The 13,846-nt window shown below is 46.8% G+C and carries 15 protein-coding genes; 11 read left to right on the top strand and 4 right to left on the bottom strand.

Annotated features, from left to right (window positions below; genetic code table 11):
* Window positions 1-18: 18 nt before the first annotated feature.
* Entirely contained in the window at window positions 19-321 is a 303-nt protein-coding gene (locus ACP7H9_RS02465; protein ID WP_034820623.1) for a putative signal transducing protein, read from the bottom strand.
* Window positions 322-428: 107 nt separating this feature from the next.
* Between ACP7H9_RS02465 and ACP7H9_RS02460 the strand changes: the two genes are divergently transcribed.
* Window positions 429-695 (top strand): DksA/TraR family C4-type zinc finger protein, encoded by a 267-nt coding sequence (locus tag ACP7H9_RS02460; protein ID WP_011234008.1) that lies wholly within the window; start codon window positions 429-431, stop codon window positions 693-695.
* Window position 696: 1 nt separating this feature from the next.
* Here the strand turns inward: ACP7H9_RS02460 and ACP7H9_RS02455 are convergent, their stop codons facing one another.
* The gene (locus ACP7H9_RS02455) at window positions 697-3,186 is read right to left on the bottom strand and encodes a bifunctional diguanylate cyclase/phosphodiesterase (protein WP_011234007.1); all 2,490 of its coding nucleotides are present in this window, start codon (window positions 3,184-3,186) and stop codon (window positions 697-699) included.
* A 40-nt stretch (window positions 3,187-3,226) separates the two neighbouring features.
* Entirely contained in the window at window positions 3,227-3,949 is a 723-nt protein-coding gene (locus ACP7H9_RS02450; RefSeq protein ID WP_114981402.1) for a sulfite exporter TauE/SafE family protein, read from the bottom strand.
* 92 nt (window positions 3,950-4,041) lie between these two features.
* Between ACP7H9_RS02450 and ftsB the strand changes: the two genes are divergently transcribed.
* The 9 genes from ftsB to rpoS all read left to right on the top strand — a co-directional run bounded on the left by ftsB (window position 4,042) and on the right by rpoS (window position 10,585).
* On the top strand, window positions 4,042-4,323 hold the full coding sequence (ftsB, locus tag ACP7H9_RS02445; protein ID WP_011234005.1) for a cell division protein FtsB: 282 nt from the start codon (window positions 4,042-4,044) through the stop codon (window positions 4,321-4,323).
* Window positions 4,324-4,341: 18 nt separating this feature from the next.
* Complete coding sequence (gene ispD, locus ACP7H9_RS02440; protein WP_114981401.1) at window positions 4,342-5,103, top strand: 2-C-methyl-D-erythritol 4-phosphate cytidylyltransferase; 762 nt, start codon at window positions 4,342-4,344, stop codon at window positions 5,101-5,103.
* Between the two features lie 14 nt (window positions 5,104-5,117).
* Window positions 5,118-5,597 (top strand): 2-C-methyl-D-erythritol 2,4-cyclodiphosphate synthase, encoded by a 480-nt coding sequence (gene ispF / locus ACP7H9_RS02435; RefSeq protein ID WP_114981400.1) that lies wholly within the window; start codon window positions 5,118-5,120, stop codon window positions 5,595-5,597.
* Entirely contained in the window at window positions 5,597-6,649 is a 1,053-nt protein-coding gene (gene truD, locus ACP7H9_RS02430) for a tRNA pseudouridine(13) synthase TruD (protein WP_114981399.1), read from the top strand. The genes ispF and truD overlap by 1 nt, the downstream gene beginning before the upstream one ends.
* Complete coding sequence (surE, locus tag ACP7H9_RS02425; protein WP_011234001.1) at window positions 6,646-7,398, top strand: 5'/3'-nucleotidase SurE; 753 nt, start codon at window positions 6,646-6,648, stop codon at window positions 7,396-7,398. Before truD ends, surE begins: the two co-directional genes overlap by 4 nt.
* The gene (locus ACP7H9_RS02420) at window positions 7,398-8,039 is read left to right on the top strand and encodes a protein-L-isoaspartate(D-aspartate) O-methyltransferase (protein ID WP_404398985.1); all 642 of its coding nucleotides are present in this window, start codon (window positions 7,398-7,400) and stop codon (window positions 8,037-8,039) included. The genes surE and ACP7H9_RS02420 overlap by 1 nt, the downstream gene beginning before the upstream one ends.
* Window positions 8,036-8,620: a YqaA family protein gene (locus tag ACP7H9_RS02415; protein ID WP_114981397.1), complete on the top strand. Its 585-nt coding sequence runs from the start codon at window positions 8,036-8,038 to the stop codon at window positions 8,618-8,620. Before ACP7H9_RS02420 ends, ACP7H9_RS02415 begins: the two co-directional genes overlap by 4 nt.
* Window positions 8,621-9,538: a peptidoglycan DD-metalloendopeptidase family protein gene (locus ACP7H9_RS02410; RefSeq protein ID WP_114981396.1), complete on the top strand. Its 918-nt coding sequence runs from the start codon at window positions 8,621-8,623 to the stop codon at window positions 9,536-9,538. It begins immediately after the preceding gene.
* A gap of 78 nt (window positions 9,539-9,616) precedes the next feature.
* Window positions 9,617-10,585 (top strand): RNA polymerase sigma factor RpoS, encoded by a 969-nt coding sequence (rpoS, locus tag ACP7H9_RS02405; RefSeq protein WP_114981395.1) that lies wholly within the window; start codon window positions 9,617-9,619, stop codon window positions 10,583-10,585.
* A gap of 39 nt (window positions 10,586-10,624) precedes the next feature.
* Here the strand turns inward: rpoS and mutS are convergent, their stop codons facing one another.
* On the bottom strand, window positions 10,625-13,240 hold the full coding sequence (gene mutS, locus ACP7H9_RS02400) for a DNA mismatch repair protein MutS (protein WP_181813901.1): 2,616 nt from the start codon (window positions 13,238-13,240) through the stop codon (window positions 10,625-10,627).
* Between the two features lie 30 nt (window positions 13,241-13,270).
* Here mutS and ACP7H9_RS02395 point away from each other — a divergent pair, with 30 nt between their 5' ends.
* On the top strand, window positions 13,271-13,777 hold the full coding sequence (locus ACP7H9_RS02395; protein WP_114981394.1) for a CinA family protein: 507 nt from the start codon (window positions 13,271-13,273) through the stop codon (window positions 13,775-13,777).
* Window positions 13,778-13,846: the final 69 nt, after the last annotated feature.

Below are 13,846 nucleotides of genomic sequence, written 5' to 3'. Positions count from 1 at the left end.
TTGTTCCGTATGATTTGGTTAAGCTGGGCTACCGCAACTCCAGCATACTTCAAAAGCGGCTCCGTTAATTTCCTGACAATTATTGCAACGCCAGTCCGGGCCGTTCGCTTGTTCTTCCATATTTTCAATCAGTGTTTTTGCGACAGCGAGTTGAGTATCATCAACAAGCCATAATTCAGGCCAGGTATCCAATGGCGCTAAATCACCAGCGGCGCCACTGGAAAACTCATTTTTCATAACTGTTTCAATGCCTTCCATTTGTAATAGGTTACGGGCGTTTTCCACTAATAGTTTGTTTTCATGGGTATAAATAAGTTTCATAGGCGTTTCTTATAGGTAAAACCTGAATAGCAATGTATTTTTACGTTATAGTTAATGTATCAGACTCAGCGTCTGTTTGTGTTCTCCATTTTTCTAAGGAGTTGTATATGGCGGGTGGCTGGTCGCACGATGGTGCCGTACAGGAACAAATTGATGCCAGTACCGAAGATGAAGTAAAACGTGTACGCAGCAAACTTACCGGCGGGGAAAGTCTGGAGTTTTGCGAAGAATGTGGCGAGCCTATTCCGGAGGCCAGGCGCAAAGCGATTCCTGGTGTTCGTCTGTGTGTGGAATGTCAGGCGGAACTCGACAAGCAGGACTCAAACAAAGCGGGTTTTAACCGGCGTGGAAGTAAAGACAGCCAGTTACGTTAAGCTATGGGGCTGTCTTATCTGCCAGAAATTCAGACTCAGGTACGGGTTTGCTGAACAGGTAACCTTGAAAGGTATCGCAATTTAGTCGCGCCAAATAATTAAACTGTTCTTCGGTTTCTACTCCCTCAGCAACAATATTCAGTTTAAGGCTTTCTCCTAGCTGAATAATAGTGTAAACAATTTGAGCCTTTTCCATACTATCCAGCATGTTACGTACGAAAGATACGTCAATTTTCAGGGTGTCGAACGGAATTTGCATAAGATAAGAAAGCGACGAGTAACCCGTACCGAAGTCATCCAGTGCGAACTCAATCCCAAGGCGCTTTAATTGCTTTATTTTATTGGTTACGCTGGAAATGTCATCCATCAGCAAACTCTCAGTGAGCTCTAGCTTTAACCGATGAGGCCGTATCTCGTACTTCTCTACCAGAAGTTGAACCTGCTCAACAAACTCGGGCTGCTGAAACTGTTTGGCACTGACGTTAATCGACAGTTGCATCTTTGCTTTTTCAGGGCTCTGTTGCCATTGCTGGAGAATTTGGCAGGCACGCTCAGTAATCCAGTACCCTAAAGGAACAATTAAGCCGGTTTCCTCGGCTAAAGGAATGAAGTCAGCAGGAGAAACAAAGCGGCCATCACTTTGTTTCCAGCGGATGAGCGCCTCAGCTCCGGTGGGCTTTGACTCAATATTTACCTGAGGTTGCAGATAAAGTTCGAATTCGTTCTGTTTTATTGCATTACGCAGTTGCTCTTCCAGTTTGACTCGCTTACTTACTGCATCAGCAAACTCCTGACGAAACAGTGAGACTTCTCCCGTACCTTTGCGTTTTGAGTGAGATAATGCCAGGCCTGACTGGGTCATTAAGGTTTCAGCATTTGATTCGCTGTCGTCAAACAAGGAAGCGCCTGCGCTAAAGGAGCAAAGGTGCGTGTAGCTGTTGAGCTGATAGGGCTGTTGCAGTTGATCCAGCAATTGATAAATTCGGGTCAGCAATTGCTGTTTTATATTGACTGAATTACCACGCTCAAGTCCGGTTAGCACGACCGCGAATTCGTTCGCGCTCAAACGCGCCAGGAATGAGTTGGCTTTCGTCGAACTTTGCAGCCTTTCTGCCACGCGTTTTAACAGTAAATCACCCATATCCGAACCCAGGGTGTTATTCAGTATTTTAAATTTATCGATATCACAGAGAATTAACGCGCCGTTTTGGCCTGCTTCTTTATAAGTTGCGAGCTGATCTTGCAAATGATCCAACAAAGAGCGGCGGTTCGCTAACCCGGTTAACGCATCGTTGTAAGCCAGATAACGAATACGTTCACTGGATTCAACTTCTGCACTAATGTCTGTGACCGTTGCTACAAAATGTCGTTCTTTCTGTTGGTTATAGCGTACTTTTGAAATACTTAAGCGAACAGGGAAAGTCGTACCAGAACGTTTTCTTACATTAACTTTACCTTGCCAGGCAACTCTGCGGGCTAGTGAGTTCTTAATATTCTCCAGTAACTTATCTGAGCGCTCAATATAGTCTTCAATATTGAGTTTACTGCCTTTTATTCGTTCCAGGTCATCTCCGGTAAGTCGCGTAAATGCCTGATTCGCTAACAAAACACGGTTGTGTTCGTCGAATAGCAGCAAGCCGTCATCTATGGCACTAATAACTTCATAAAGTTGCTCTGCAGACATTTGGGCTAACTTTTGCTGTTGTTGCAAGCGTCTGTCTATCTGAGAGGCTATAATGGCCATTATAGCGGTTAAGCACGAGCCAATTCCGACAACGTAAGCCAGCCAGTTGCCATGGCCGCTGAATACCGCATCGGGTGCCCGGGTAGGGTAAAAATTGGCTGCTATCATGGCGGTATAGTGCATACCAGAAATAGCCAGAGCAATAATGGCGGCAACAACAATTTGTGCGCTTCTGCGCCTGAACCAGCTGGTTCTTTCCGATTTTTTATAATGGCGATATGCCAATAAAGCTATGATGCCCAACGATACGGCGACAAATACCGAAAGTACAAACCAGAGAGGGTCATAACGAAGGTGAGCTGACATTTCCATTGCAGCCATTCCGGTATAGTGCATCAGGCCAATACCGGCGCCCAAAACAGTTCCGGCGATGAGTGTTGCACGCACCGATGACAAAGACATTTGAATTTTCATTGCTATAAAGCTGCCGACAATGGCAGGAACAACTGAAATAAGCGTTAACAACACGCTATGACTCATGGGCAGGTGAAGCTCAAAAGCCAGCATGCCAATAAAATGCATACTCCAGACACCAACGCCAGAGATAACTGCGCTGACAATTAACCAACTGTAGCGAGCAACCTTAGCCTGATATATTTGTACACGTTCCAGTGTGAGTATCGCGGTATAAGAAGCTAGCAGCGCGACACAATAGGAGAGTATGACTAACCCCGGGTTATGGGAGCCATTTATAGGGGACTGGGAAAATTGACCCAAATCGAAAAATGCGTACAGGGTTTCAAGCATAAATTTAATTTTACCAGAGCCGTTGGCGGGAGTACTAAAACTATTTAATACTTTGCAATACGACACTGAGTCCCGAAAGTATCATTAGTGCCAGAGTAAATTGTCTAAAACGTTGTTCTGATACATGCTGTTGAAGTCTTTGTCCCACGCTGGCGCCTATAAGCGCACAAGGTAGTAAAGCGAGTACCAGATAGAGATGGGGCTCTGCGTAAATAGACTGGCGTGAGAAGTTAGCGACGTTTGCCATGGCAATGCAGCAGAAAAACAGACTGAGTGTAGCGCGAAACTGTTGTTTTGGGATACGGGCATTGGCCAGAAATAAAACAATAGGAGGCCCGCCTAATGTCATTAACCCGTTGAGCAAGCCAGAGCCTGTACCTACCGCAATATGTCCGGGCGCATGTTCAGCAGTAGGGAGTTGTTTACCGCTAGCCAAAGCGAGCGCAACAGCCAGTATGACAAAACCAAGAATCAGTTTAATAAACTGTTCGTTTACGCTTAACAGCAAAGATCCCGATACCAGAGAAGCAATGACGCCTGAAAAAATTAACCATTTCCACTGAGATGGGCGAGCCGCCTCTCTGTTTTTCCAGTAGATCCAGCCGCCAATCACGATATTAATGACAGACAGTGCAGGCGTAAGTACGCTAATAGGGAACCACAGCGCCAGAATTGGGACGGCTAACAAACCGGAGCCAAAACCGCTTACCCCCTGAACCAAAGCTGCGAAGAAAAATACTATTGCGGCAGCGAAATACTCCAAATGAACCTCTTTTGTCTTATAATGCTGAAAACGGCTTTTCAGTCACGTCAATAGTCTTCATAATGATAACAGGAAAAACAACGGAGCTGAGCATGAGGGTGACTCTGGTCGTGTTGTTGGCCTTGTTCCTTGCGTTACAATACCGTCTGTGGTTTGGCAAAAATAGCCTACCGGATTATTGGCGGTTGCAGCAAGAAGTCAGCAATCAGAAAAATACGAATGAAAATCTGGAAAGACGTAATCAACTCATTTACGCAGATATTGAAGATTTGCGCGAAGGGGAGGATGCGCTGGAGGAGCGTGCCCGTAACGAACTAGGGATGGTAAAAAAGGATGAAGTTTTCTTCCGTCTTGTACCTGATCGTAATCCATAGCCTGAGCGGGTGAGCGAGATGAAGAGTGAGTCTGAAAGCCACGCACAAAGCCAGATTGATTCGTTAATGGCTGTGATCCCTGCAGCTGGCAGCGGAAGCCGGATGCAGGCTAACATCCCTAAGCAGTTTCTGATGGTCGCTAACCGGACTTTGCTGGAGTACAGCATCGAAGCCGTATTAAAGGATGCGCGGGTTGAACAGGTTTTCGTTGCGGTTTCTGACTCTAATGCTGAATACCTTATTGAACTTAAAAAGAGCCTGCCAACAAAGGTTCATTTTGTGACAGGCGGCAACAGCCGCGCTGAATCCGTATTGGCTGGAGTTAAAGTTGCTGTTTCGCAAGGGGCTACCCATGTGCTGGTACATGACGCGGCACGCCCATGCTTACCTAAAACGGCACTAACAGCGGTCATTAATACCGGCTTAAAGGATCCTCAAGGCGCAATTCTTGCCATTCCGGTAAGAGACTCCTTAAAACGCGCTGTTATCTCTGTTAATGATGAAACCGGCGTTACCCATATAGAATCCAGTGTTGATCGGGAAGCGTTGTGGCAGGCACAGACACCACAAGTTTTTAATGCAGAGCGTTTACAACAAGCCATAGAGCATATGGGGGCATTAAACCCTCAGTTAACTGATGAAGCTTCTGCTATGCAGTGGTGTGGTTTCCAGCCGGCGCTTATTCCTGGCTCTATCCGCAACTTAAAAGTGACTCACCCGGAAGATTTTGAATGTGTTCGCGACTGGTTATTAGCGGACAATAATGATCATAAAAATTAAAGAGGGCATCGTTCATGAAAATCCGTGTTGGTCATGGTTATGACGTTCATCGTTGGGGCTCTGATAAGCCTTTGATTTTAGGTGGTGTTGAAATTGAGCATCATCAGGGACTTGTCGCTCATTCCGACGGAGATGTTGTTCTGCATGCTGTCACCGACGCGGTATTAGGCGCTTTAGCGTTAGGTGATATTGGCCAGCACTTTCCTGATACCGATGAACGCTATGCCGGGGCGGATAGTGCCGAATTGCTGAGTCATGCCGTAAGTCTATGTCAGGAAAAAGAGTTTAAGACGGGTAACATTGACGTAACCATTGTAGCTCAGGCTCCGAAAATGGCACCACATATTGACGATATGCGGGCCAGCATTGCCCAGTGTTTAAAAACCTGCATCGACAATGTGAATGTCAAAGCGACAACGACAGAAAAATTAGGCTTTGTGGGGCGTGAAGAGGGTATTGCCTGTCATGCTGTGGTTCTGATGGAGTCATTTTAATGTTGGCACCCTCACAAGTGTCTTTGGCTGATTTACCGCGTTTACATAAAGGCGACAGACCGCAGGCCGAATTTAAACAAACGCCGGAAGATTTTCAGGTTATTGAGCAGTTGGATGTTATTGATGACGGTGAAGGTGAGCACCAGTGGCTTTGGGTTAGAAAAACCGGGGCTAATACAAATTTTTGTGCAGAAAAAATAGCCCGGTTTGCCGGAGTATCAGAAAGAAATGTCAGTTATTCCGGATTAAAAGATCGCCAGGCAGTGACCTGGCAATGGTTTTCCATTCAACTACCCGGCAAAGAAACGCTTAACTGGAATGAGTTAAACGATGAAGAAATGTCAGTTGAGCGAGTAATACGCAGAACCAAGAAATTAAAGACGGGGTTTCACCGTGCGAACCGCTTCGTTATCAGGTTAGCTAATGTCAGCTCCCGCGAGGCACTTGAAAACCTCTGGCAAGGTGTGAGTGAGCAGGGCGTAATAAATTATTTTGGCGAACAGCGCTTTGGCCGCAGCGGAGATAACGTTGCACAAGCTGAGCGCTGGCTTATGGCGAGCCGCCCTCCGCGTATCAGCCGCAGCAAGCGAAGCCTTTATTTGTCTGCACTGCGCAGCTATTTATTCAACGAGATAGTAGCTGAGCGAATACGTCAGTTTGGTATAGAAGGAACTTTGACTGGTGATTGTGTCATGCTGGAAGGCTCGCAGTCGGTTTTTACCGTAGAGCAATGGGACGACGAACTTAAACAGCGGCTGGCAAATAACAATATTTACTTAACGGCACCTCTAGCAGGAAGCACAAATAAACCCTTAGTGAAAGGGGAAGCCGACGCCTTTGAACAAAGTTTATTACAACCGTTCGATAGTTGGTTACAGGCGCTCAGAAAGCTGCGCGTAGAGGCGGCTCGCCGGACTATTTTGTTGCGCGTAGAAAACCCCGAAATTAGTTGGCAGGGCAAGGACGCAGAGCTTCGCTTTACGCTTCCGTCCGGTGCTTATGCAACAACCGTATTGAATGAAATTGTCGACTTAAGTGGTGAATCCAGATGATGAAAATTTTATTAAGTAATGATGACGGCGTGCATGCGCCGGGTATTCTCGCGTTGTACCAGGCTTTAAAAGAAGTGGCAGATGTACGAGTGATAGCTCCGGACCGTAACTGCAGTGGTGCCAGTAATTCGTTAACCTTACATAATCCTTTGCGGGTGCGTCGGCTGGATAATGGTTTCTATTCTGTTAATGGTACGCCCACAGACTGTGTTCATTTAGGCACTAACTCGCCGATGGCTGAAGACGTAGATTTAGTCGTGTCGGGTATTAATGACAGCCCTAATATGGGTGACGATGTGTTGTACTCAGGCACGGTGGCGGCAGCGATGGAAGGGCGCTTTATGGGACTGCCTGCCATTGCAGTATCGATGGGTGGTCGTGGACACGACTACTATGATACCGCCGGGCGGGTCGTGGCAGAAATTGTCGCAAATATGGAAAACGATCCGCTGCGGCTTGATACGGTACTGAATATCAATGTGCCTTACACGACCTACGATAAGTTAAAAGGTACCCGGGTGACTAAATTGGGACGTCGGCATCGCGCAGAGACTATGGTTCACGACCGTGACCCTTTTGGCAGCGAAATCTTTTGGTATGGACCCATTGGGCATCATGCAAGTGATGAGCCTAATACCGACTTTACCGCGATTCATGAAGGTTATATCTCAATTACACCGTTAAGCCTGGATATGACGGCTCAACGCCACACCGATACACTGACAGACTGGTTAGAACAACAAAAATGATGATTAGTAATGGGCAGTCGCGGGTTAAGCGACTGATTCAACAATTAGAGGATCTCGGTATTACCAACAAAGAGGTTTTACGGGTGATATCTGAAACCCCAAGACATCTGTTTATGCCCGAGTCATTAGCTCATAAAGCCTATGAAAATACGGCGTTACCCATTGGTAATGGGCAGACCATTTCGCAGCCGTTAATGGTGGCAACAATGACGCAGTTATTAATGCAGCATCATTGTAAAAATGTGCTGGAGATAGGCACGGGGTCGGGTTATCAGACGGCGGTTCTGGCTCAACTGGTTGATAAGGTTTTCAGTGTTGAGCGTATTGCTACGTTGCAGTATCAGGCCAAGCGACGTATGCGGCAGTTGGACTTACATAATGTTGCCATGCGTCATGGTGATGGCTGGAAAGGCTGGCGCAGCAAAGGGCCGTTCGACGGTATTATTGTTACCGCAGCTGCCAGCGACATACCTCAGGATTTAGTCGATCAGCTTGCCGACGGCGGCGTGATGATTATTCCGGTCGGCGAGCAGAACCAGTCGCAGAGCCTGGTAGTTATGCGTCGCTTTGGTGACTCGCTGGAGCAACAACGTATTGGTGATGTGCGTTTCGTGCCTTTAGTTAAGGGAGATGTCGTTTGAAGTTGTTCTCCGCACTGTACGATAAAGTATTATCCTGGACTCAGCACCCCAGAGCAGACATTATTCTTGGTCTGTTGAGTTTTGCAGAATCGGTGATATTTCCTATTCCACCGGATGTCATGCTGGCGCCAATGGCAATGACTCAACCTAAAAGGGCGTGGCGATTAGCGTTTCTGACCACAGTTACCTCAGTCGCAGGCGGAATTTTAGGGTATTTTCTGGGTTATTGGGCGTATGAGTCTTTAGTGCTGCCGGCAGTTGAGGCACTGGGGTATGAATCGAAACTTCTCACCGTTCAGGGCTGGTTCTCAGACTGGGGCGTTTGGATAGTGTTTATTGCAGGCTTTTCCCCCATTCCTTATAAACTGTTTACTGTAACTGCCGGGGTTATGCAGATAGCTTTTTTTCCCTTTGTTATTGCATCGGCTATCAGTCGCGGTATGCGCTTTTATCTGGTGGCCTGGTTGTTGCGTACTGGTGGCCCTGAAATGGGCGTAAAACTTCGTGAATATGTTGACCGCATCGGCTGGACACTGGTAATACTGGTTATTATTGGATACGTAATAGCGCAGTTGGTATAAATGATGTTGGCATCGTCCGGGGCAATTAAACAATCTGTATTATTGGTGTTTGCCATAATTCTACTGCAGGCCTGCAGTGGCCGGTCGGCACCTGCTCCAGTCGAAGAGCTTTATACTGGAAAAACTTACCTCGATTTTGAAGCCAACTCAATTAACGACAAAGAGTATGAAGTTCAGCCCGGAGAAACACTCTACTCAATAGCCTTCCGGGCTAACCTGGATGTCCAGGATATTGCCCAAATCAATAATTTACAAAAACCTTACACTATTTATCCGGGACAAAAGTTGAGTCTGGAAAGCGTGCCACAACGAGGTACCACCACAGCCAGAAAGGCACAGCGAACAGCTAGTGCTAAACAGAATAAAAAAGCCTCTGATAACGCACAAAATAATATAAAAACGCCCGTTGCTAATAAGAAACAGAAAGGGTATGGTCAAAAAACAAGCACAAGAAAAACGGTTGCAAAACAAACCGATAAGGGTAGCAATAGCCAGCCGAGACAGCGAATTGAACGGCCTGAAGTGGCGCTACCGAGCAATAATAATATTATTTGGCGTTGGCCTTCATCGGGGAAAATAATAGCCGATTTCTCGTTGCGTGAACAAGGCAATAAAGGAATAGATTTTGCCGGTAGCAGGGGGGACTCAGTTAACGCTGCGGCGGCAGGAAAAGTGGTTTATGTTGGAAGCGCATTGCACGGGTTTGGTAATTTAATCATTTTGAAACATAACGATGATTTTATTACTGCCTACGCTCACAACGAAGACATTCTGGTGAAGGAAAAGGAATGGGTGGACGTAGGTGAGACTATCGGACGTATGGGAGACTCCGGTAGTTCTCGGGTGAAATTGCATTTTGAAGTTCGTTTCCGTGGTAAGTCGGTCAATCCGAGGCATTACTTACCCAAATCTCGCTAGTCATGTGGGAATAATAATAACAAGATAAGGAAGTCGACGTGTGTTGTAACACGGTGTTCAGTATAACAGGAGCTTGTTATGAGCCGTATAAAGGAAGAAGCAGTTGAAAACGTCGAAGCTAATGAAGAAGAATCTATTGTAGATAGCACGGACAGTGCAGCAGATGAGCTGGAAGAAGCGTTATCATCGTCTTCAACTCAGTATCAAAAGAAGATGGACGCGACGCAGCTATACCTGGGAGAAATTGGTTTCTCTCCGTTACTGACTGCTGAAGAGGAAGTCTTTTATTCCCGTCGTGCGTTAAAAGGCGACAAGGCAGCCCGCCGTCGTATGATTGAGAGTAATCTGAGGTTGGTTGTTAAAATTGCCCGTCGCTATTCTAATCGGGGACTGCCTTTATTAGATTTAGTTGAAGAAGGTAACCTCGGCCTTATCCGGGCGGTTGAAAAATTCGACCCTGAACGCGGGTTCCGCTTCTCAACTTACGCTACCTGGTGGATACGACAAACTATTGAGCGCGCAATTATGAACCAGACGCGCACCATTAGACTGCCGATTCACGTCGTTAAAGAGCTTAACGTGTATCTTCGTGCTGCCCGTGAACTTGCGCATAAACTGGATCACGAGCCAACCGCCGAAGACATTGCTAAAAGCCTCAATAAGCCCGTGGGTGATATCACTAAAATGTTGCGTCTGAATGAACGCATTGGTTCGGTAGATACGCCTATAGGCGGTGATAACGACAAAGCCTTGTTGGATATCCTCACCGATGATGCTGATACCGGACCGGAAGGTGTCTTGCAGGATGAAAACCTGAAAGGGAATATCACCGAATGGTTGCAGTCGCTAAATCAGAAACAACGTGAGGTACTGGCTCGCCGCTTTGGACTGATGGGCTATGAGCCTTCGACTCTGGAGGATGTTGGTCGTGAAATAGGCCTTACGCGTGAGCGAGTCCGGCAGATACAAGTGGAAGCTCTGCGTAAATTACGCGATTCGTTAAAACAGCAAGGCCTAACGTTAGACTCACTATTTACTGCTCAGTAAAAATAGCAGTTACTAAAAGTATTTAAAGCTTTAAAAGGCTCAACTTTGTGTTGAGCCTTTTTGTTTCTGTTGCCATTGGTAAAGAATATCCAGCGCCTGCTTCGGAGTCAGATCATTAATGTCCAGTTGTTCCAGCTCATCAAGCAGTGGGTTGCGTTTTTCTGTATGAGACGGGATAGCTTCAGGTGGAGGAGTGAGCTCCATAGTGGCTTGTTCGGGTTCGTTTAAACCACCATGGTGAGTATGCTCCAGTTCGGACAACTTTTGTTTTGCTTTATGAATGACATGCTCCGGAACCCCGGCCAGTTTAGCCACTTGCAAGCCAAAGCTCTGGCTGGCTGCTCCAGGGCTGACTTTATGTAAAAAAGCAATGGTATCGCCATGCTCTTTCGCATCGACGTGCACGTTTACCGTGGCTGGTAACTCTTCTGCCAATTCCGTTAACTCAAAGTAATGAGTGGCGAATAAGGTCAGGCACTGGAGTTGTCGGGACAGGTAATCGGCACAAGACCAAGCCAGTGACAAGCCGTCATAAGTTGAAGTGCCACGACCAATTTCATCCATAAGCACCAGGCTTTTTGCCGTGGCGTTATGCAGAATGTTCGCGGTTTCTGTCATTTCTACCATAAAAGTCGAACGGCCTGAGGCTAAATCGTCAGAGGCACCAATACGGGTAAAGATACGGTCAATGTCGCCAATAATTGCCTTGTCAGCCGGTACGTAGCAGCCCATGTGCGCCAAAATAACGATTAACGCAGCTTGTCGCATGTAAGTCGATTTACCACCCATGTTAGGGCCGGTTATCATCAGCATACGCTGCTGCGGCGTCAGCGACATGGGATTAGCAATAAAAGGCTCATCGCTCAGTTGTTCAATAACCGGATGACGGGCAGCTTCTAGTTCAATTAAGCTGGTTTCCTTTTGCAGTTGCGGGCGGCAATAACGATAATTGTCAGCCAGCCGTGCAAAACAGCACAAGGTATCGAGTTGAGCCAGACCCGAAGTACTTTTTTGCAATGCAGTCACCTGCGGCAGTAAGTGCTCAAAGAGTTGGTCGTAAAGCCATTTTTCTCTGGCCAGAGAACGCGCCTGAGCATTCAGAACTTTGTCTTCGTGCTCCTTTAACTCTGGAATAATATAGCGCTCTGTATTTTTTAGTGTCTGGCGACGCTGATAGTCATCGGGTACCGCTTCTGACGACTGCCGGCTGACCTCAATAAAGTAGCCGTGAACTCTGTTATAGCCAACTTTTAATGTGGCGATACCACTTCTCTCACGTTCACGCTGCTCCAGTTGTTTCAGGTAGTCGGTAGCACCCGTTGCAAGATCGCGCAATTCATCAAGCTCTCTATCATATCCTTCGGCAATAACACCGCCGTCGCGAATCAATAAAGGTGGCTGCTCAATAACGGCTTTAGTCAACAAGTCGACCACTTCTGGAAAGGGAGCAATAATGTCGTGCAGATAACTCAGCGAACGGTGAGATAAAAGCTCTCTGATTTCCGGTATTTTAGCCAGGCTGTCGCGCAAACGAGCAAAGTCTTTCGGACGCGCGCTTCGTAAGCCTACACGGGCAACAATACGTTCAATATCGGCTAACTGTTTTAATGTTAGCTGTATATTTTCAAAATTCAGATTTTCTTTTAATGCGTCGACAGCATCATAACGCTGGTTAAGTTCCTGATGGTTCCGAATAGGGCGCTGCAGCCAACGCTGGAACTGGCGGCTTCCCATAGCTGAAACGGTTTTGTCCAGTACAGCTGAAAGGTGTGTATCGCCTTCGCCCATGCTTTGCTGCAGCTCAAGGTTTCTGCGTGTTGCTGCGTCGAGAATAATAGCGTCTTGCGGATGTTCAGTTATTAGCGCCTGAATGTGAGGCAGGGCGGCGCGTTGAGTTTCTTTTACATAATGCAGAATAGCACCGGCGGCTGCCAGGGTAGGCTCATTATTTTTGATACCGAAGCCTTCTAAATGCTGAGTGCCAAACTGGCGAATAAGCAGCATAAAAGCGGTTTGTTGTTCAAACTCCCAGGCCGGTCGGCGTTTGCATTTCGCTTTTGCTAAAGGTAGTCCGGCCAAGGAAATAGACTCGGGATATAGCAGTTCGGCTGGCTCTAAACGCTGCATTTCTGCAGCCAGTTGTTCACTGGAATGAGCTTTGGTTAGCCAGAAACGGCCGCTACTTAGCTCCAGACTGGATATTGCGTATTCCGCTTCCGGCTGTTTTGGATTCAGCGGACAAATCGCAACTAACAGATTTTGTCTTTTTTCCGCTAACAGCGACTCGTCAGTGACGGTTCCCGGCGTGACAATACGCACGACTTTTCTTTCAACCGGACCTTTGCTGGTTGCCGGATCGCCAATTTGTTCGCAGATGGCAACGGATTCGCCCATATTGACCAGGCGCGCCAGATAGTTTTCTACTGCGTGATAGGGAACACCTGCCATTGGAATAGGTTCACCATTACTCTGACCCCGCGCTGTGAGGGAGATATCTAACAGTTGGGCTGAGCGTTTCGCGTCTTCAAAAAACAGTTCGTAAAAGTCCCCCATGCGATAGAATAAAAGCATGTCAGCATGCTCCGCTTTTATCCGTAGGTATTGCTGCATCATTGGGGTATGTGATTGGATCTGTTTATCAGAGAATTCAGGCATAATTGATTATTCTTATCTGGAGCCAGTGTTATGTTAGCAACCACGGCAATCGCGCCGCAAACCTTTAAACTCGCGGAACAAGTGGGTTCGAGTCTACAGCAGAAGCAGCAGACATTATGCACCGCAGAATCTTGTACCGGAGGAGGGATAGGATACGCTATTACCGAAGTTGCGGGAAGTTCTGCTTGGTTTAATGGTGGATTAATCACCTATACTAATGCCCTTAAGCAAAAGTTGCTGCTGGTTGAGTCTGACGTACTGGAAAAGCATGGTGCAGTTTCTGAAGCCTGTGTTCGGCAAATGGCCGTTGGAGCCATAGCGGCATGTGATGCCGATTGGGCTATTGCTGTGAGTGGTGTGGCAGGCCCCGCAGGCGGCACAGCGGATAAACCAGTGGGTTTGGTGTGGATGGCAATAGCAAATAGTGAAAGCTGTTGGTGCTGGTCTGAACAATTTGCAGGTGACCGCACTCAGGTGCGCTTACAAACCTTAGATACAGTTCTGGATAAACTTATAAATCTAATTGAATTACAATAACTTACTTTTGTTTTAATGAAAAAATAAGAACAACGCTTGATACTGTAAATGTGTACAGTATACTGTTTA

Origin of the sequence: Idiomarina sp. ST20R2A10, from assembly GCF_051842345.1 — a bacterium.
Lineage (GTDB): Bacteria > Pseudomonadota > Gammaproteobacteria > Enterobacterales > Alteromonadaceae > Idiomarina > Idiomarina loihiensis.
Note: the sequence above shows the minus strand (reverse complement) of the source record. Positions and strands in the feature narration are given on the sequence as shown.